Annotated in this window: 17 protein-coding genes; 6 read left to right on the forward strand and 11 right to left on the reverse strand. The window is 71.0% G+C overall.

Annotation, left to right across the window (positions count from 1 at the left end; translation table 11 throughout):
- Positions 1-118 precede the first annotated feature (118 nt).
- Entirely contained in the window at positions 119-1,087 is a 969-nt protein-coding gene (locus tag AC0I8G_RS19010; RefSeq protein WP_328294242.1) for an aldo/keto reductase, read from the forward strand.
- A 93-nt stretch (positions 1,088-1,180) separates the two neighbouring features.
- Here the strand turns inward: AC0I8G_RS19010 and AC0I8G_RS19015 are convergent, their stop codons facing one another.
- From AC0I8G_RS19015 to AC0I8G_RS19030, 4 genes are all read right to left on the reverse strand, one after another.
- Entirely contained in the window at positions 1,181-2,674 is a 1,494-nt protein-coding gene (locus tag AC0I8G_RS19015) for a mannitol dehydrogenase family protein (RefSeq protein WP_471731337.1), read from the reverse strand.
- Between the two features lie 34 nt (positions 2,675-2,708).
- On the reverse strand, positions 2,709-3,518 hold the full coding sequence (locus tag AC0I8G_RS19020; protein ID WP_380162266.1) for a carbohydrate ABC transporter permease: 810 nt from the start codon (positions 3,516-3,518) through the stop codon (positions 2,709-2,711).
- Between the two features lie 83 nt (positions 3,519-3,601).
- Positions 3,602-4,573, reverse strand: coding sequence for a carbohydrate ABC transporter permease (locus AC0I8G_RS19025; protein ID WP_380159047.1), 972 nt, complete (start codon positions 4,571-4,573; stop codon positions 3,602-3,604).
- A 97-nt stretch (positions 4,574-4,670) separates the two neighbouring features.
- Positions 4,671-6,134 (reverse strand): ABC transporter substrate-binding protein, encoded by a 1,464-nt coding sequence (locus tag AC0I8G_RS19030; RefSeq protein ID WP_471731338.1) that lies wholly within the window; start codon positions 6,132-6,134, stop codon positions 4,671-4,673.
- Positions 6,135-6,320: 186 nt separating this feature from the next.
- Here AC0I8G_RS19030 and AC0I8G_RS19035 point away from each other — a divergent pair, with 186 nt between their 5' ends.
- Positions 6,321-7,292 carry a sugar-binding transcriptional regulator gene (locus tag AC0I8G_RS19035; protein WP_471731339.1) on the forward strand — a complete coding sequence of 324 codons (972 nt, stop codon included), beginning with the start codon at positions 6,321-6,323 and terminating at the stop codon, positions 7,290-7,292.
- Between the two features lie 52 nt (positions 7,293-7,344).
- The gene (gene hisS / locus AC0I8G_RS19040; RefSeq protein ID WP_471731340.1) at positions 7,345-8,619 is read left to right on the forward strand and encodes a histidine--tRNA ligase; all 1,275 of its coding nucleotides are present in this window, start codon (positions 7,345-7,347) and stop codon (positions 8,617-8,619) included.
- A gap of 18 nt (positions 8,620-8,637) precedes the next feature.
- Here hisS and AC0I8G_RS19045 read toward each other — a convergent pair whose 3' ends face one another.
- The 5 genes from AC0I8G_RS19045 to AC0I8G_RS19065 form a co-directional block, all read right to left on the reverse strand.
- Positions 8,638-9,564, reverse strand: a complete 927-nt coding sequence (locus AC0I8G_RS19045; RefSeq protein ID WP_471731341.1) for a glycerophosphodiester phosphodiesterase — start codon at positions 9,562-9,564, stop codon at positions 8,638-8,640.
- Between the two features lie 4 nt (positions 9,565-9,568).
- Positions 9,569-10,933 carry an ABC transporter substrate-binding protein gene (locus AC0I8G_RS19050; protein WP_471731342.1) on the reverse strand — a complete coding sequence of 455 codons (1,365 nt, stop codon included), beginning with the start codon at positions 10,931-10,933 and terminating at the stop codon, positions 9,569-9,571.
- Between the two features lie 25 nt (positions 10,934-10,958).
- The gene (locus AC0I8G_RS19055; protein WP_471731343.1) at positions 10,959-11,864 is read right to left on the reverse strand and encodes a carbohydrate ABC transporter permease; all 906 of its coding nucleotides are present in this window, start codon (positions 11,862-11,864) and stop codon (positions 10,959-10,961) included.
- A complete protein-coding gene (locus AC0I8G_RS19060) occupies positions 11,861-12,781 on the reverse strand; it encodes a carbohydrate ABC transporter permease (RefSeq protein ID WP_328294232.1) in 921 nt (306 codons plus the stop codon). Before AC0I8G_RS19060 ends, AC0I8G_RS19055 begins: the two co-directional genes overlap by 4 nt.
- Before the next feature lie 160 nt (positions 12,782-12,941).
- On the reverse strand, positions 12,942-13,763 hold the full coding sequence (locus AC0I8G_RS19065; protein ID WP_471731344.1) for a DNA-formamidopyrimidine glycosylase family protein: 822 nt from the start codon (positions 13,761-13,763) through the stop codon (positions 12,942-12,944).
- Between the two features lie 79 nt (positions 13,764-13,842).
- On the opposite strand from AC0I8G_RS19065, the gene AC0I8G_RS19070 reads away from it, so the two are divergent.
- Together AC0I8G_RS19070 and AC0I8G_RS19075 are read left to right on the forward strand one after the other, a co-directional pair.
- Positions 13,843-15,081, forward strand: coding sequence for a TolB family protein (locus AC0I8G_RS19070; RefSeq protein WP_471731345.1), 1,239 nt, complete (start codon positions 13,843-13,845; stop codon positions 15,079-15,081).
- A 77-nt stretch (positions 15,082-15,158) separates the two neighbouring features.
- Positions 15,159-16,202, forward strand: a complete 1,044-nt coding sequence (locus AC0I8G_RS19075) for an esterase-like activity of phytase family protein (protein ID WP_471731346.1) — start codon at positions 15,159-15,161, stop codon at positions 16,200-16,202.
- A 7-nt stretch (positions 16,203-16,209) separates the two neighbouring features.
- On the opposite strand, the gene AC0I8G_RS19080 is transcribed toward AC0I8G_RS19075, so the two are convergent.
- Complete coding sequence (locus AC0I8G_RS19080) at positions 16,210-17,367, reverse strand: epoxide hydrolase family protein (RefSeq protein WP_471731347.1); 1,158 nt, start codon at positions 17,365-17,367, stop codon at positions 16,210-16,212.
- Between the two features lie 61 nt (positions 17,368-17,428).
- On the opposite strand from AC0I8G_RS19080, the gene AC0I8G_RS19085 reads away from it, so the two are divergent.
- A complete protein-coding gene (locus tag AC0I8G_RS19085; RefSeq protein ID WP_471731348.1) occupies positions 17,429-17,941 on the forward strand; it encodes a CGNR zinc finger domain-containing protein in 513 nt (170 codons plus the stop codon).
- 20 nt (positions 17,942-17,961) lie between these two features.
- Here AC0I8G_RS19085 and AC0I8G_RS19090 read toward each other — a convergent pair whose 3' ends face one another.
- The gene (locus AC0I8G_RS19090) at positions 17,962-19,035 is read right to left on the reverse strand and encodes an aldose epimerase family protein (protein WP_471731349.1); all 1,074 of its coding nucleotides are present in this window, start codon (positions 19,033-19,035) and stop codon (positions 17,962-17,964) included.
- Position 19,036: the final 1 nt, after the last annotated feature.

Below are 19,036 nucleotides of genomic sequence, written 5' to 3' on the forward strand. Positions count from 1 at the left end.
GTCACCGTGCCGGAGCGCCCCGACGAGGGTCAAGATCGATCGATCACCACGGATCGTTCGATCGTCCGTTCCTCCGCCTGCGCAGGCAGCCGAACGGGTGATCGGGCACGATCGCGTCATGGACTACGTGAAACTCGGTCACACCGGCCTCGAGGTCTCCCGGCTCGTCCTCGGGTGCATGAGCTACGGCGACCCGGCCCGGGGCAACCACGGGTGGACGCTGCCCGCGGAGGAGAGCGCCCCCTTCCTGCACCGCGCGCTCGACGCCGGCGTCAACTTCTTCGACACGGCCAACGTCTACTCCGACGGTTCCAGCGAGGAGATCCTGGGCGATGTCCTGCTCAAGGCCGCGCGCCGCGAGGACCTCGTCATCGCCACCAAGGTCCACGGCCGCATGCGCCCGGGACCCAACGGTGCGGGGCTCTCCCGGAACGCGATCCTCACCGAGATCGACAACTCGCTGCGCCGCCTCGGGACGGACTACGTCGACCTCTACCAGATCCACCGCTTCGACCCCACCGTCCCGCTCGAGGAGACGCTGCAGGCCCTGCACGACGTCGTCGCGGCCGGGAAGGTCCGCTACCTCGGCGCCAGCTCGATGTGGGCGTGGCAGTTCTCGAAGGCCCTGCACCTGCAGGACCTCAACGGCTGGACCCGATTCTCGACGATGCAGGACCACTACAACCTCCTCTACCGCGAGGAGGAGCGGGAGATGCTGCCGCTGTGCGCCGACGAGGGCGTCGGGGTCATCCCCTGGAGCCCGCTGGCCCGCGGCAAGCTCACGCGCGACTGGGACGCCACGACGAACCGCTCCGAGAAGGACGAGTTCGGCAAGACCCTCTACCGCGACTCCGACGCCGACGTGGTCGCGGCGGTGGCGCGGGTCGCCGAGCGCCGCGGGGTCTCCCGCGCCCAGGTCGCGCTGGCCTGGGTCGCGCAGAACCCGGTCGTGGTCGCCCCCATCGTCGGCGCCACCAAGCCCCAGCACCTCGAGGACGCCCTCGCGGCGATCGAGCTGGAGCTCACCGCCGACGAGGTCGCCGAGCTCGAGGCCCCCTACGAACCCCACGAGGTCGCCGGCTTCTGAGGCCCCACCCGCCCCCCGCAACGACTTCTGGGGAGCTTTCCACCCTTCGGCAGCGCCGGAAGGGTGGAGAGCTCCCCAGGAGTCGGGACGGGGTCAGCGGGCGACGATCGCCTCGAGGGTCGCGCGGGCGCCGTGGGCGTGCAACGAGGCCAGCGTCGCGGTGTACTCCGCGACGAACGCCTCGTCGTCGACGAGGTCGCCGAAGAGGGTCCGGTCGGCGATGAAGGCCGTCGGGTCGGTGCGGTTGCGCTGCGCGGTCGCCACGAGGCGGTCCGCGATGCGGTCCGACACCTCGATCTGCTCGCCCTGCTCGTCGACCCCCTCGGCGTAGCGGGCCCAGCTGGCCACGACGGCGGCGGCGCGGAAGAACTCGCCGCCGTGCGCGATCTGGTGCCGGACCACCGGCAGCAACCACTTCGGGATGCGGTCGGAGCTCTCGTTGCACAGCCGCGCCACGGTGTCGCGGACCTCGCCGTTGGAGAACCGGCTGACGAGTTCGTGGCGGTAGGCGTCCAGGTCGATCCCGGGGACGGGGGCCAGGGTCGGGGACCCCTCGCGTTCCATGTACCCCAGCAGGAACGTCGCGAACAGCGGGTCCTGCGCGACCTCGTGGACCAGTCGGTAGCCGGTGAGGTAGCCGAAGTAGCACAGCGCCTGGTGACTGGCGTTGAGCAGCCGGAGCTTCATCAGCTCGTAGGGCTCGACGTCGTCGACGACCTGGACGCCCGCGTCCTCGTAGGGCGGCCGGCCGAGGCCGAAGTCGTCCTCCAGGACCCACTGCACGAACGGTTCGCAGACCACGGGCCAGGCGTCCTCGACGCCGAACGCCTCGCGCACCTCGGCGCGGTCGTCGTCGGTGGTGCCGGGGGTGATCCGGTCGACCATGCAGTTGGGGAACTTCACGTGCTCGTCGATCCAGGTGCCGAGCTCGGCGTCCTTGGCCTTCGCGAACGCCACGAACACCTGGTGCGCGACGTGACCGTTGCCCTGGATGTTGTCGCAGGACATCACCGTGAAGGGCGGGATCCCGCGGTCGCGGCGACGGCGCAGCGCCTCGGTGACCAGACCGAACGACGTCTGCGGGACGGCGCCGTCGGCGAGGTCCGCCGCGACCTTCTCCTCGGTGAGGACGAACTCGCCGCTGACCGCGTCGATGTTGTAGCCGCCCTCGGTGACCGTGAGGGAGACGATGCGGATCCGCGGGTCGGCCATCGCCTCCACCGCCCCCTCGGTGTCCTCGGGGGCGAGGATGAAGTCGAGGATGGAACCGATGACACGGGGTTCGCGGGAACCGTCGGGGTCCTTCAGCACCAGGGTGTACAGGCCTCCCTGGGCGTCCATGACCTCCTTCATCCGCCGGTCGTGCGGCAGCACGCCGATGCCGCGGATGCCCCAGTCCAGCGCCTTGCCCTCGTTCATCAGGCGGTCCAGGTACATCGCCTGGTGCGCGCGGTGGAAACCACCGACTCCCAGGTGGACGATCCCGGGCGTCACCTGCGACCGGTCGTAGCCGGGGACGGGTACGCGCTCGCCGATGGCGGCGAGGTTCTCCGGGGTCAGCGGCAGTGCGGTGGTGGTGGAGGTCACGGAAGCGCTCCAGGGGTTGCGGTGGACGGGTGGGTCACTTCACGGCACCCATGGACAGACCCTGCACGAGCTTGTCCTGGGCGGCGAACCCGGCCACGAGGACCGGCAGCGAGATGACGGTCGCCGCGGCGCACAGCTGCGCCAGGAACAGGCCCTGGCTGGTGACGAAACCGGTGAGGAACACCGGAGCGGTGCCGGCGATCGTCCCGGTCAGGGTCCGCGCCAGCAGCAGTTCGTTCCAGCTGAAGATGAAGCAGATGAGCGCCGTGGCGGCCACCCCCGGCATGGCGACGGGACGGACGATCGACCAGAGCATCCGGATCAGCCCGGCGCCGTCGATGGAGGCCGCCTCGAGCATCTCGCCGGGGACCTCGGCCAGGAACGACTGCATCATCCAGACCGCGATGGGCAGGTTCATCGAGGTGTAGAGGACGATCAGCAGCCAGATGTTGTCCAGCGTGCCCGTCTTGGTCGCGAACAGGTACAGCGGCAGCAGCCCGGCGACGAGCGGCATGAACTTCGTCGACAGGAAGAAGAACATGACGTCGGTCCACTTCTGGACCGGACGGATCGAGAGCGCGAACGCCGCGGGGATCGCCAGGGCCAGGACGATCAGGGTCGAGATGACCGACGCCATCGCCGAGTTGATGAGCGGTGCGGCGGGCTGCGCGGAGAAGAACGACCGGTACCCGTCGAGGGTCAGCCCGGCGGCGATCGACGGCGGGTTGGTCGCCGCGTCGGTCTCGGAGTGCAGCGAGGTGAGGACCATCCACAGGACCGGCAGCACGAAGAGGATGCCGACGATCCAGGCGATGAGCCCCCAGATCGGCTTGCTGCGGTTCATCTCGCGGGCACGCTGTTCCCGCTTGGAGGTCGGGACGTGGGCGTTGGTGTTCGCCTTGAGCGTTCCACTGTTCGCGATGGTGCTCATCGACCGGCCTCCTGCTTGAACATGCTCGCGACGACGCGGAGGGCGAAGTTCGCGACGATGATGGTGGCGATGACGACGACGACACCCATCGCCGAGGCGAGGCCGTAGTCGTGGGCGGAGAACACGGTCTGGTAGATCGTGTACGGCAGGTTCGCGGTGCCCAGACCACCGGCGGTGATGGTGAAGACGGCGTCGAAGTTCTGCACGATGTAGATGGCCCCGAGCAGACCGCCGAGTTCGAGGTACTGGCGCAGGTGCGGGAAGGTCAGGTAGCGGAAGATCTGGAACCCGGTGGCGCCGTCCATGCGGGCGGCCTCCTCGGCGTCGGCCGGCTTGGACTGCAGGCCGGCGAGCAGGATCAGCATCATGAACGGGGTCCACTGCCAGATGAGGGAGACCTCGATGGCGATCTTCGGGGCGGTCGAGAGCCAGTCGACCTGGGGTGCGCCGTCGGAGCCGAAGAGCTTCCAGATCGCGTTGAGCGTGCCGTTGAGCAGGCCGTAGTTCGGGTTGAACAGGGCGTGCTTCCACAGCAGCGCGGCCGCGATCGGGACGACGAGGAACGGCGCGATCATCATCGTGCGGACCGCCCCGCGGCCCATGAACTTCCGGTCCAGCAGCAGGGCGATGAGCATGCCCAGGACGAGGCTGACCGCGACGACGGTGACGGTCAGCAGGACGGTGTTCCACACCGCACCGCGGAGCTGGGCGTTCGTGAAGACCGAGACGTAGTTGGAGATGCCACCGAACCCGCGGTCCTGCGGGTAGTAGGAGTTCCAGTTCATGAACGAGATGACGATGGTCGCCAGGAACGGCAACTGCGTCACGACGATCGTGAACAGCAGCGCGGGGAGGAGGGGCGCCCGGCGGGCCCAGTCGGCGGCTCTGCGCGCCTGACCCGCGTTGCGCTGGGGCCTGTCCGGCCCCACCTTGGAGAGGTTGTCAGCCGTGGTGCTCGATGTGCTCATGGAAGGACGTCCTCTGTGCTTCCGGGGAGGGGAACCCACTGACGGGGCCGAACGAGGGACCGCGACCCCCGGGGAACCCGGGGGTCGCGGCGACGACTCACTTCTTGTACTTGTCGCTGACCAGCTTGGTCGCGAGGTCCTGGCCCTGGTCGAGGGCGTCCTCGACGCTCATCTGACCGGCGATGGCCGAGGAGACGAGCTGCGAGACCTGGGTCGCCATGTCGGCGAACTCGGGGATGGCCACGAACTGGATGCCGGCGGCCGGACGCTTCTGCACACCCGGGTCCTCCGGGTTCGCGGCGTTGATGGCGTCCTGGGTCGCCTTGTAGAACGGGGCGGCCGACTTCTGGTAGTCGGCGTTCTCGTAGGTCGAGTTGCGCTTGCCCGCGGGCACGCTGGCCCAGCCGACCTGCTTGCCGACGAGTTCCTCGTACTCCTTGCTGGAGGCCCAGGAGACGAACTTCCAGGCGTTCTCCTGGTTCTTGGAGGCCTTCTGGATGCCCCACGCCCAGGTGTACAGCCAGCCGGAGGAGTCGGTCTGGCTCACGGGGGCGGCGACGTAGCCCATCTTGCCGGCCACCGGGGAACCGCTGGCGTCCAGCGAACCGGCGGCGGAGGTCGCGTCGTACCACATGGCGACCTGGGACTGGGTCATGCCGTTGAGGCACTCGGTGAAGCCGGCCTGCGGGGCGCCGGACTCGCCGTGCGCCGTGACGAGGTCGACGTAGAACTTCGTCGCGGCCACGAACTCCGGGGCGTTGACCTGGGCGGTCCAGTCCTCGTCGAACCAGGTGCCCCCGAAGGTGTTGACCACCGTCGTGAGCGGGGCGAAGACCTGGCCCCAGCCGGGCTGGCCGCGCAGCGCGATGCCCTTCATGCCGGGCGTCTTGCCGTCGAGCTGGGCCGCGAAACCCGCGACCTCGTCCCAGGTCGGCTTGTCCGGCATCGTGATGCCGTTGGCCTCGAAGACGTCCTTGCGGTACATCAGGAACGAGGACTCGCCGTAGAACGGCTCGCCGTAGACCTTGCCGTCGTCGCCGGTCAGGGCGGTGGCCAGCGGCTTGAGGATGTCGTCCTGGCCGAACGCGGAGTCCGCCTTGATGAAGTCGTCCATCGGGGCGAGCCAGTCGTTCTTGGAGTAGAACGGGACCTCGTAGTTCGAGATCGACGCGACGTCGTACTGACCGGCCTGGCTGGAGAACTCCTGGCTGATCTTGTCGCGGACGTCGTTCTCGGGCAGGACCGTGTACTTCACGGTGATGCCGGTGTCCTTGGTGAAGTTGTCCGCGGTGAGCTTCTGCAGGTCCACCATCTGCGGGTTGTTGACCATGATGACGTTGATCGTCTTGCTGTCACCGCCACCACCGCCGCCACTCGTGGTCCCGCCGCCGGCGCCCGAGCAGGCGCTCAGCGCGGCGGCGGTACCGACACCGGCCGCGCCACCCAGAGCTGCCCGGCGGCTCAGTGTGGTGGCTGCCCGGCGGCTCAGCGGCGAGTTCGCCGCCGACGCGACCGCGCCCGGTGCGGCGTCCTTCTTCGACAGGCCCTGACGTCCAGCCATCGTGTCCCCTCCAGTGTCTTCGTCGACAAGGTGCTCCGGCTCGCGGCCGTTGCAACCGCTCAAATGAGCGGGCTACTCTCAGCTGTGCTGATCGTGACCCGCGTCGCACGCAGCTGTCAACTCGCAGTGCCCGTTCTCCACCCGACGTCAGCCCGACCGGACACCACGGTCGGCGAAGGAGGTGCCATGGCGAAGACGCCGGCCCGCGGTACCGCCTCGCGACGGATGTCCACGAGTGCGCTCGCACTCGCGGCGGCCGCCGCCCGGCGCTTCTACGTCGAGGGCCTGACCAAGGTCGAGATCGCCAAGCAGCTCGGGGTGAGCCGGTTCAAGGTCGCCCGGCTGCTGGCGGACGCCCAGGAGGCCGGCCTCGTGCAGATCGAGGTCGTCGTCCCGAGTTCCCTGGACGGAGAGCTCGCCGACGCGCTGCGCGAGCGCTTCGGCGTGCGGGCGGTCTACGTCGTGAAGCCCGACGAGGACACCGTGGTGGGTCAGCGCCGGGCCGTCGCGAACTTCACCGCGGGCCTGCTGGAGGAGAGCGTCACGGCCGAGGACGTCGTCGGACTCGCCTGGGGCCGCACGATCTCCCTGCTGGCCGCCTCCGTCGGGGCGAACATCGGCTGCCGCTTCGTCCAGCTCTCCGGTGCCCTGCCGCGCCCGGACGTGGAGGAGAGCGCCGTCGAGCTCGTCCGGCGGATGGCGGAGGCGACGGGATCCTCCTCGACGACCTTCTACGCACCCCTCGCCGTCCCCGACGCCGCCACCGCCGACGGTCTGCGCTCGCAGTCCGGCATCAGCGAGGCGCTGGCCGAACTCGACCGGCTGACGAAGGCCGTCGTGTCCGTGGGGGCCTGGCGCCCGGGTGAGTCCACGGCGCTGGACTCCCTCGGGGACGCCGACCGCGACGCGCTCTCCCAGGCCGGGGTCGTCGCCGAGATCACCGGGGTCCTGCTGGGGATCGACGGCAAGGAGGTGGACGCCCTCGCCGACCGCGTCATCGGGGTGACCGGTCCGCAGCTGCGGGCGACCCCGGACGTCATCGCGATGGCCTGCGGCGACCAGCGCGGCGAGGCCACCGCGACCGCGCTGCGCAGCGGCATCGTCTCGACCCTGATCACCCACACCTCCCTGGCGCGCGCCGTCCTGGCCCAGCCCTGACCCCGCCCCGCACGCGGACGGAGCCTCCGGTCGCCTCTCCTACGATGGGGGCATGGCAGCGAAGGTCGTCCCCGCGCGGGGCATGCGTGACATCCTCCCCGTCGACAAGGCCCGCCGGGAGCACGCGCTGCACGTGATCCGCGAGGTGTACCGCTCCTTCGGCTTCGACGAGGTCGAGACGCCGGCGCTGGAGGAACTGTCCCGGCTGGAGTCGGGGCAGGGTGGCGAGAACGAGAAGATGCTGTTCAAGGTCATGCGCCGGGGGCTCGCGGCCGACGAGGCCCTGCTGCCCGGCGACGCCGCGGACCTGGGTCTGCGCTTCGACCTCACCGTGCCCCTCACCCGCTACGTCGCCTCGAACGCGGCGGCGCTTCGGATGCCGTTCAAGGCGCTGCAGATCGGGCCGGTCTGGCGGGCGGAGCGTCCGCAGAAGGGTCGCTACCGCCAGTTCGTGCAGTGCGACATCGACATCGTCGGCGAACCCGGCAGCCTCGCCGAGGTCGAGCTCGTGACCGCGACGCACACCGCGCTGACGCGCCTCGGCCTCACGGGCACGACGCTGCGCCTCAACGACCGGGGTGTCCTGACGGGGCTGCTCACCGGGTGCGGTTTCGCCGAGGACGCCCACGGCAGTGTGCTCATCACCGTCGACAAGGCCGACAAGGTCGGGCTCGACGGGGTCCTCGCGGAACTGCGGTCCAAGGGGTTCGACGAGGGGTCGGTCTCCGCGCTGGAGAAGTCGCTGACCGAACTGCTGCCGCTGCGCGACGTCCGCACCCCGGGCGTCCTCGAGTCCGCGCTGCCCGAGGCCGTCCCCACCGAGGTCGTCGTCCGGCTCCGCGAGATCGCCGACGCCCTCGCCCGCTCCGCCCCCGGCCTCGACGTGCAGTTCGACGTCACCCTGGTGCGCGGGATGGGGTACTACACGGGCCCGATCTTCGAGATGTCGATGCCGGGCAGCTCGTCCTCGATCGCCGGTGGCGGCCGCTACGACAACATGGTCGGCCGGTTCTCCGGCCGCGACCTGCCGGCCGCGGGGTTCTCGATCGGTTTCGAGCGCATCGTGGACGAGCTGTCGTTCGGAGACGAGGAGATCCCCGCGATCGCCCTGGTCCACCCGACCGGCGCGAACCCCGGGGAACTGCTGCGCAAGCAGCAGGAACTCATCGCCGCAGGCGCCCGGGTCGCCCTGGTGAAGCAGGCCAAGCGGATGCAGCCCCTCTTCGACGCGCTCGTCGCCGAGGGGTACTCCCGGGTCGTGCGGGCCCGGGTGGCCGAGGACGGGACCCTGGAGTTCGGCGACCCCAGCGAACTCACGACCTCCTGAGGCGGGTCCGGGGAACCGTCAGGCGGAGGTGAGGCGGCGGGCGGCGTGGCCCTGCCGGGTCGCGGCGACGGTCAGCTCCTGCCGCTCCTCCGTCGCGCTGTCCTGGACGAGGCGCACCTCGCGGGCGTCGACGAAACCGCGGAGGCGGCCGGGGTCGTTGGTGATGATGCCGTCGACGCGGTGGTGCAGCAGGTCGCTCCACAACCGGGGTTCGTCGACGGTGTAGGGGTAGGTCGCGACGCCTGCCGCGTGGTACTCGGCGACGACGTGGGGGCTGGCGACGATGCTCGCGACGTAGGGGTTGACCGCCACCACCCCCAGTTCCGCGACCGCCCGCCTGGCCTGTTCGAAGGCCACCCCGGTGGGGGTGGACAACGCGGTGAACGGGTTCTGGGCGATGTCGCGGAGGGACTGTTCCAGCTCGGCCCAACCCATCGGCGGACCGGGCTGCAGCACGAGCAGGGCCCGCCGCACGTCCGGGGCCACGTCGCGCAACGCGGCGACGCTCGACCGGTCGAAGCTCTGGACGATGCTGCGCCCGGCCACCCCGGCGAGGCGCAACGACCCCACGGCACCGGACGCCGCGGCCGGGCCCCAGGCCCCCTTGAACTCCACGAGGAGACCGGCCTGCGGGTAGCAGGCGACCACGTCGACGACCTCCCGCAGGGTCGGCACCCGCTGGCCGGCGAACGCCGGGGCGAACCACGCCCCGGCGTCGGCCGCCCGCACGCGCGCGCTGCCGAGTTCCTCCACGGAACCGCGGGTGTCCGTGGTGCGGTCCAGGGTGCCGTCGTGCACGACCACCGGCACTCCGTCGGCGTCGAGGTGGACGTCGAGCTCCAGCAGGTCGGCGCCGGCCCGCAGTGCCGCTTCGAAGGCGGCGAGCGTGTTCTCCGGTGCCACCGCGGAGTACCCGCGGTGCGCGATCACGAGCGGGCGGGCCATCGGGTCAGGCCTTCACGAGGGGCTTGACGTCGGACTCGTAGGAGCGCTCGATCTCGTCCTGGGCGGTGCCCCAGGCGTCCTTCGACGCCGTGCCCTGCAGCATGACCTTCTCCCACGCGGTGACCGTGGACTGGTCGCCGCCGGGGACGAAGACCCGGGCGTTGTCCTGCTTGCGCACGTTCTCGAGCTGGTCGACGGCGGTCTTGAACAGCGGGGTCTGCGCGTAGACCTCCTGCATGGTGGAGGAGTTCACGGCGCCCGTGGTGACGGGCATGTACCCGGTGTTCTGGGAGAAGTAGGCGGTGTTGTCGTCCTCGGCGAGGAACTTCAGCAACGTGGCCGCCGCGAGCTGCTGCTCGGGGGACCGCTTGGCCGGGATGGCGAAGCCGGCACCACCCGTGGGGGTGAACCGGCCCGCGGCGCCGCCGGGCAGGAAGGCGTTGCCGACCTCGAAGTTCGCGGCCTTGAGGATGCCGGACAGCGAACCCGTGGAACCGATGACGGAGGAGTACAGCCCCGCACCGAAGTCGGAGGCCTGGTCGGAGGAGGAGACGGCCGCCCAGCCCTGCGTGACGTAGTTGCGCAGGTAGTCGCTGGCCTTGAGGACCGGGTCGCTGTCGACGGTCATCTTCCAGTCGTCGCTGAGCGCGCCACCCATGCCCCAGATCATGCTCTGGTGGATCCAGCTCGCGTTCCCGGTGCCCTTGCCGAGACCGTAGGGCGCCTGCGCCCCGGTACCGGCAGCGGCCAGCTTCGGCAACCACTGCTGGAACTCGTCCCAGGTGTCGGGGCCGCGGTCGGGCAGACCGGCGGCGCTCCAGTGCGCCTTGTTGTAGTAGAAGACCGGCGTCGAACGGCAGTAGGGGACCGCCCACTGCGCGTCGGCGTACTGGTAGTCCCCGAGGAGGCCCGGGTTGTAGTTCGCGACGTCCACCCCGGCGCCGGACAGGACGTCGCCGAGCGGGGTGAGCTGGCCGTTGAGGGCGTAGCGGAACCACCAGACGTCGCTGAGGAGGACGAGGTCGGGCAGGTCGTCGCCGGTGAGGGCGGCCTGGAACTTCTGGGAGATCTCGTCGTAGTTCGCGCCCGCGGTCACGAAGTTCACCGTGATGTCGGGGTTCGAGGTGGCGAAGCGCTTGAGGAACTCCGCTTCGACGGCCTGCGAGGAACCGGGGTGGTTCGTCCACACCGTCACGGTGTCGGCCGGGGTCACCTTGCTCCAGTCGGTCTTCGCCGCGACGGACGCGGCGGAGTCGCCGGTGGAGGCGGTCGAGGGGCCGGAGCAGGCGGCGAGGCCGAGAGCGGCCGCACCGGCTCCGGCCAGGGCGAGGACGCCGCGTCGGGGCAGCACGTGGGACGAGGGGTTCACGGGGTCTCCTGAGTTCTACGGGTGGTCAGTTCGCGAGCGCGCCCGTGGCCAGACCGGCCACGAGTCGACGCTGGAAGAAGACGAAGACGAGCAGGATGGGGAGCATCACGAGCACCGTGCCCGCCATCAGCACGCCCCAGTTGGTGATGCCGTCGTTGTTCTGCAGCAGGGTCAGACCCACGGGCAGGGTCATCATGCTCCCGCTGTCGGTCACCAGCAGCGGCCAGAGGTACTGGTTCCACTCGCTGACGACGGAGACGAGCGCGACCGCCGAGACGGTCGGCGCGGACAGCGGTACGACGAACCCCCACAGCCGGCGCCAGTGGCCCGCACCGTCCAGGGTCGCGGCCTCCAGGACGGAGACCGGGAACGTCTGGAAGTGCTGGCGGAAGAGGAAGGTCCCCAGCGAACTGGCCAGTCCCGGCAGGATGATCCCCTGGTAGGTGTTCAACCAGCCGAGCTGGGCGGTGAGGGTGTAGTTCGGGATGAGCGTGACCTGCGGCGGCACCATCAGGGCCGCGAGGACCAGCAGGAAGACGAGGCGCTTCCCGGGGAACTCCACGAACACCAGGGCGTAGGCGCACATCAGTCCGAGGACGACCTTGAGCCCTGCGCCGAGGACGGTGGTGATGACGCTGTTCAGCAGGAAGTGCCCGAAGGGCACGGTCGCGAAGACGTCCAGGTAGTTCGCGAGGTCCAGGGACTCCGGCAGCCACCGGGTCGGGATCGTGTAGATCTCGTTGCGCTGCTTGAAGGACGCGAACACCATCCACAGCAACGGCACGACCATGATGAGCGCCGCCACCGCGAGGCAGGCGTAGCCGACGACGTCGACGCGGCGCCGGGGTTCACCGGCGGCCGGCCGGGCGCCGCGCTGGGTGGGGATCCGCGGTGCGCCCGCGGAGGTCTTGCGGGGGACGTCGACGCTCACCGGTAGTGCACCTTCCGCTCGACGAAGACCATCTGGACCAGGGTGACGAGCAGCAACCCGACGAACAGCAGGGTCGCGATCGCGGAGGCGTACCCGGCGGAACCGTCGACGAACGCCTCCTGGTAGACCTGGTAGACCATGGTGGTCGTCCCCTCCAGGGGCCCGCCCTTGGTCATCGCCCGGATGATGTCGAACGAGCCCCCGGAGTTCGACTCGATGAACACGGTGACGGTGAGGAACAACGTGGTGGGCGAGAGCAGCGGGAAGATGATCGACCAGAACGTCCGCAGCGGGGAGGCCCCGTCGATCTGGGCGGCTTCCAGGATGTCGTCCGGGACCGACTGCAGGGCGGCCAGGTAGATGATGGCGACGTACCCGACGTACTTCCACAGGTAGACGATGCAGACCATGGCCAGCGACCACTGCGGGTCGTTGTACCAGTTCGGCGAGGTGATCCCGAGCCCCCGCAGCAACCCCGAGACGAGGCCGTACTGGGGATCGAACACGAACAGCCAGCACATGCCGACGGCGACACCCGACAGGACGTAGGGCGCGAACACCGCGGCGCGGACGAACGTCCGTCCGTGCAGCTTCCGGTCGAGGAGGCGGGCGAGCGCGAGACCGATGGACATGCACCCGCCGACGGTGACGACCGCGAAGATCGCCGTCGTTAGCAGGACCGCCGGCGTCTTCGGGTCGTGGAAGTAGTTCAGGTAGTTCTGCAGGCCGATGAACGTCGCCGTGTCCGAACCCAGGTTCCAGTGCAGCAGCGAGTACTGCACGTTCTGGATCAGCGGCTTGTAGACGAACAGGACCAGGAGCGCGACGTTGGGCCCAGCGAGGAGCAGGAAGGTTCCCCACGAGCGCCAGGGGATGGAGCGCTGGCGCTGGGCGGGAACCTGGTGGAGGGTCGTCAAGGCGACCTCCTCCCAGGAAGGAGTGAGCTGGACGTTGGGAACACTAGTTCGCGCCGGGAGCCCGTCCCACGATTCCGGAGGGCCTCCGGGCAACGGACACCGACTGTTCACCTGACCCCGTCCCGGGGTGCCCGCACGTCACCGGCGGTTCACCGGGGCGTCAGCGCTGGCAGCTGGGGCACCACCAGGTGCGGCGCTGCTCGGGGTCCCCCGGGACCTCGGCGCGGACCGCGATCGGGGTGCCGCAGCGACGGCAGGGCGCTCCCGCCCGTCCCGAGACCCAGTGCTGGCGGCCGGGTCGGGTGTCCCCCGTCGTGACCTGCATCGCGCCGGTCGGGCTGACGGAGAACGTCAGCAGTTTCACGGCGAGGCGGACGATGCGCTCGAGGTCGACGGTCCCGGCCGGGGTCCAAGGGTCGTGACCGCGCAGGTAGCAGAGTTCGTCGGCCCAGAGGTTGCCGATCCCCGCCAGGTTGCGCTGGTCGAGCAGGGCCGCCTTGAGGCTGCGCTCCGGACGCCGGCGGAGGTTGTCGACCGCGACCCGGACCCGGTCCTCGACCGGGGTCGCGGCGTCGAGCAGGTCCGGTCCGAGGTGGCCGACGACGCTCGCCTCCTGGTCGGTGGGCAGGACCTCGACGACCGGCATCCGCAACGCCAGCGCGGTCGGACCGTCCGTGCTCAGCCGGACGCGGACGTCGGGCAGCAACCGCTGCGGCAGTCGCTTCCCGGGGCCGAGCACCGACCACTCGCCGTCCATCCGGAGGTGGGTGTGCAACGTCATCGGTCCGGTGAGCGAACTCCCGCCGACGTCGAAGCGGGTGAGCAGGTGCTTTCCCCGGGAGACGGTCCCGAGGACGACGGCCCCCGTCAGGTCCAGCGTCGCGAAGCGGGGGACGCGGAGGTCGGCCGAGGTCAGCCGGTGCCCGGACAGCTGCGCGTCGAGGCGACGGGCCAGCCGGTACACGGTGTCTCCTTCGGGCACCCGACCACGGTGGGGGTCCGGCGACGGATCCGCACGCCGACCGGATGGCCACGGCCGCCTCACGGGGAGAAGCTGGGGCATGACCTCGCGCCGGCTGCCCGCTCTCGTGGGGTTCCTGGTCCTCGTCCTCGGGATCGCGGTCGTGCTGGCGGTCGGCGCCGGTGCCGGCCGGCGCAACGTCCCCGCCCGGGTCTCGGTCCCCCGGGTCTTCCCCGGCTCCAGCCACCTCACCGCGGACTCCACCCGGTCCCCGCTCGGACGGGCGGTCGCCCTCTACCGGCAGGGCGCGGGCGTCGGGATCGCCGGGACCCCGCAGGTCCTGGTCCAGGGCAGTGACGGCCGTGGCACCCGCACGGTGGACGTGGCCCTCGAACGCAGCCGGGGAGACGCCCTCGGCGACCCGGCACCGGCGACGCTGTCCCCCGACGGGTCGCTCGTCGTCGTCGGCGAGCGGCGCGCCACCCCCGCCGCGACGGACCTCGTGGAGATCACCACCGCCACCGGGGCCGAGCGCGTGGTCCGGCTGCCGGCGGCGCGGGGCGTCGTGCCCGTGGCGTGGAGCCAGGACAGCCGCTACCTCGCCTACGTCGGGGCGGACGCCACGAACGTCGTCGAGTCCGCCGTCGCAGGTCCGCTCTTCGTCCTGGACACCCGGAGCGGACGCTCGGAACTGCTCACCGGGGACGTCAGCGCGGCCGCGTTCTCCCCCGACGGGTCGCGGGTCGCCGTGCAGTCCCCCGGGTCGCCGCGGATCCGGGTGCTGGACCGCTCGGGGCGGACGGTGGACCAGCTCCTCGCCCCGGACCGCGCCCGGATCGCCGGGGGCGCCGCCTGGTCCCCCGACGGGTCCCTGCTCGCCGTCTTCGACGACGTGCGCGACCACGTCGGGTTCGTCCCGGTCGCGGCGACGGCCGTGGTCCCCGCGCCGGTGCCCTCCGGCGGTCGGGTCCTGGGCTGGCTGTCACCGACCGAACTGCTCGTCCCGGCTCCCCTGACGTCCGTCGGCGACGGCGACCAGCGGCTGCTGCGCGCGGACCTCGTCGAGGGGGACACGTCGGTGTGGGCGTCGGTGCCCACGGCGGGTGCGCGCTACGCGGTGCGGGACGTGACGTTGGCGACGGCCCTGCTGCCGCGGGCGCAGCTCGTCGCGGGCGGCGACGTCGACCGCGGGCCGTGGCCGCTGGGACTGCGGATCGGGTTCGTCGTCGCCGGGGCCGTGCTGTCGTCGTTCTCGGTGGCCGGTCTGCAGCGGCGGGCGGCGGCGGTGGGTTCGCTCGTCGCCGTCCCCGCCTGGTCCACCGACTCCTCGATCGACTGAGCGTCGGCGAGGTTTCGTCCGACGTTCCCCGGGAGGTCGCCGAGGACCCCGCCCCGGAGCTCCTAGCGTGCTCGCCTGTGAAGAGAACCCTCGCGTCCGTCGTCGTCCTCGCCACCGTCTGCACCCTCGCCGCGTCCGGCGCCGCGAACGCGGGCACCACCGGGAAGGCCGCCGCTACCACCGCCCGCTGCAGCACCGCCGTCGCGTTGACGGGTTTCGACGACCACCTCGACGAGACCACGTTCGCCGGGACGCCGGTCGCGAACCTGTCGGGCCTCGCCCCGAGGCCGGACGGCGCGCTGCTGGCCCTCTCGGACCGCTCGGAGCTGTTCACCCTCGACGGTGACCGGAACCCCACCGGTGTCGTGGCGCTCCGCGACGAGGAGGGCGCCGAACTGGACAGCGAAGGCCTGGTCGCCGACCGGGACGGAACCCTCTGGGTGTCCTCGGAGACCGGTCCCTCGATCCGGCACTACAGCACCGACGGGACGCTCCTGGGTACGTTGCCGCTCCCCCCGGAACTGCAGGTCGCCCCCGCCGGGCGGGCCCAGGAGAACCTGTCCCTCGAAGGACTGACGCTGTCGGCCGACGGGCTCACCCTCTTCGCCGACGACGAGCAGGAACTGCTGGGTGACGCCGACGGTGTGCTGCGCATCCAGACCTGGCACCGCGCCGACCTGACCGCTCCGTTCGCCCTCGCTGCGCAGTACGCCTACCAGGCCGACCCCGGCCTCGGCGTTCCCGAGCTGACCGCGACCCCCGACGGCCGGCTGGTCCTGGTCGAACGCGAGTTCATCGCCCAGGTCGGGAACACGGTCCGCCTCTACGTCGCGGACCCGGCGACCGGGACCGACGTGAGCTCGGTGCAGGACCTGACCCCGGACAGCCCCGTGCTGGCCAAGACCCTGCTGGCCGACCTCGTGACCTGCCCGACGCTCGGGGCGGTCGCCGAACAGCCGCAGCTGAACCCGCTGCTGGACAACGTCGAGGGCATGGCCCTGGTGTCGCACCAGGGCGACCGCCGCCTGCACCTGCTGCTGGTCAGCGACGACAACCAGCGCCCCACCCAGACCACCCGGTTCTACGACCTCGACGTCACCCTCCCCGTCCGGTCCTCCTGAACCGCCGTCACCCCACCGTGTCGCGGAAGAAGGCGAGCACGTCCTCGGCGAGCAGTCCGGGTTCCTCGCGGGCCGCGAAGTGGCCGCCGCGGGGCATCTGCGTGTACCGCGTGAGGTGGTAGCGGCGTTCCACCCAGCTCCGCGGCGGCGGGGCTCCGAGGTCGGCGGGGAACAGGGCGACCGCGGTCGGGACGGTGACTCGTTCCAGCGGGGGCAGGAATCCGTTGCCGCTCTCGTAGTAGGGCCGGAACGAGGTGGAGATCGAGTTCGTGAACCAGTACAACGAGGCCTGGGTGAGCAGGAACTCGTCACCGAACTTCGCGGCGGGATCGCCGTCACAGTCGCTCCAGGCGCGGTACTTCTCGAGGATCCAGGCCAGCAGGCCGGACGGGGAATCGCTCAACCCCTGGGCCAGGGTGAGCGGACGGGTGCTGTGCTGGTGGCCGTAGGCCCCCTCCGCCTCCCGCCACGCGGCGAGACCGTCGAGGTAGGCCCGCTCGTCCTCGTCGAGTTCCCCGTCGGCTTCGTCGTGGCGGGAGTCCACGTCGAGGAGGTGGATGCCGACGACGGCCTCGGGGTGCGCCTGACCGAGCCGGCCGGTGACGCCGGCCCCCAGGTCGCTGCCGTGGGCGCCGTAGCGCTCGAAGCCGAGTTCGTCGTGCATGAGGCGGTGCCAGAGCTCGTGCGTGGGCAGCGAGTTCTCGAGGTCCGGACGCTGTCCGGAGAACGCGAACCCCGGCAGGGACGGGACGACCACGGTGAGGGCGTCACGGGCGTCCCCGCCGAACTCCGACGGGTGCGTCAGGCGCCGGGCGAACTCCGTGTGCTCGAGGAAGGAACTCGGCCAGCCGTTGGTGAGGACGACGGGCAACGCGTCGGCGCGCTCGCCCTCGAAGAGCAGGTGGTGCACGAGCGTCCCGTCGATCTCCACGAACCGGGACGGGAGGGCGTTCAGCGCCGCCTCCTGGGCGCGCCAGTCGTACCCGTCGGCCCAGTGGGCGACGAGGCGGCGCAGTTCGCCGCCGTCGGTGCCGGCCTGCCAGGCGGGGAGCGGCCAGGCCGTGGCCCAGCGCGTCGCGCGCAGGCGCGATCGGAGGTCCTCCAGCTCGGCGTCGGGGACGGCGAGCAGGGGGCGGGCGTCCGGGGTCTTCCGCGAAGTCGACACCAGTGAAGACTAGAACTGGTGTCGCTCTGTGGCAACACCCCTGAAGTCGTAAGCTGGTGTCGTGAACGCAGCGGTCGTGGACCTCGAGGTCGTGGAGCAGTTCCTCAACACCCTCGACGAACGGACGTTCAGCCGGCACGGCGAACAGCACGTCCGCCGGGACGCACTCACCTCGCCCGGGGACCTGTCGACCTGGCTGGCCGACCGCGACCTCGCCGGAGACCCGGTCCGCCCGGCCGACGTGAGCACGGCGAGGGCGCTTCGCTCAGCGTTGCGCGAGGCCCTGCTGGGCGGCGAACCCGCGTTGGACCGCTTCCCGCTGCGCCTCGTCGCGGACCCGTCGGAAGGTTTGCGGGTGGCTGCGCGGACCGGCGTCGACGGTCTCGACACCCTCGTCGAGACGGTGGCCGTCAGCGTCGCCTCGGGCCGCTGGAGCCGGCTGAAGCTCTGCGCGTCCGAGGACTGCCGCTGGGCGTTCTACGACACCTCCCGCAACGGTGGCGGACGGTGGTGCTCGATGGAGGTCTGCGGCAACCGCCACAAGACGCGGACCTACCGCCGGACCCGGGGTTGACCGCCGGGGTCCGGGAGCGCTCAGGCCAGGCCGAAGCGGAACTCGGTGACCGTGCGGAACTCCTCGCCGGGCTGCAGGACGGTCGTCGGGAACTCGGGGTGGTTCGGAGCGTCGGGGAGACCCTGGGCCTCCAGGGCGAACCCGGCCCGCGGCCCGTAGGTCTGTCCCGCCTTGCCCACGAGCGTCCCGGCCAGTGAGCCCCCGGTGAAGAACTGCACCCCGGGCTGGTCGGTCCACACCTCGAGGGTCCGCCCGGAGACGGGTTCCTCGACCTTGGCCGCGAACGTCACGTCACGGCGCCCGCCGGGGACGTCGGCCAGGACGAAGCAGTGGTCGAAACCCTTCCCACGGGCCAGCTGCTCGTCCTCGAGGTCGACGCGGTAGCCGACCGGAACGGGTTCGCGGAGGTCGAACGGGGTGCCCTCGACGGGACGGAACTCACCCGTCGGCAGTCCGCCGTCGTCGACGGGGAGGAACCGGTCGGCGGCGACCTGCACGAGCTGCGCGTCGACCGTCCCCGCCCCGTCGCCCGCGAGGTTCCAGTAGGCGTGGTTCGTGAGGTTCACGACGGTCGTCGAATCGGTGGTCGCGCTCGCGAGGACGGTGAGGACACCACCGCGCAGGACGTAGCTGACGTGCACCGACAGGTTGCCGGGGAACCCGTTGTCGCCGTCGGGGCTGAGCAGCGAGAACCGGACCCCGCAGGCCCCCTCGACGGGGTGGGCGCTCCAGCGCCGTTCCGAGAACGGGTGCGGTCCGCCGTGGATCGCGTTGCCGCGGTCGGTCGGCGGGACGGCGAAGGTGATCCCGTCGAGGGTGAACGTCCCGCCCCGGATGCGGTTGGCGAACCGCCCGATCGTCGCTCCGAAGGACCGTCCCTTGGCGGTGTATGGCGCCAGGTCGGAGAACCCGAGGACGACGTCGACGAGGTTCCCGTCCCGGTCGGGAACGAGCACCGACTGGATCCTCGCACCGTGCTCGACGAGACCGACCCGCACCCTCCCGTCGTCCAGGACCCAGCGCGCGATCGGGGTTCCGTCCTCGAACGTTCCCCAGGCCTGCTCGACGGTCACGGTTCCCACCGGGTTCTCCACG

It is taken from the genome of Kineococcus sp. AC630 (genome assembly GCF_979255925.1).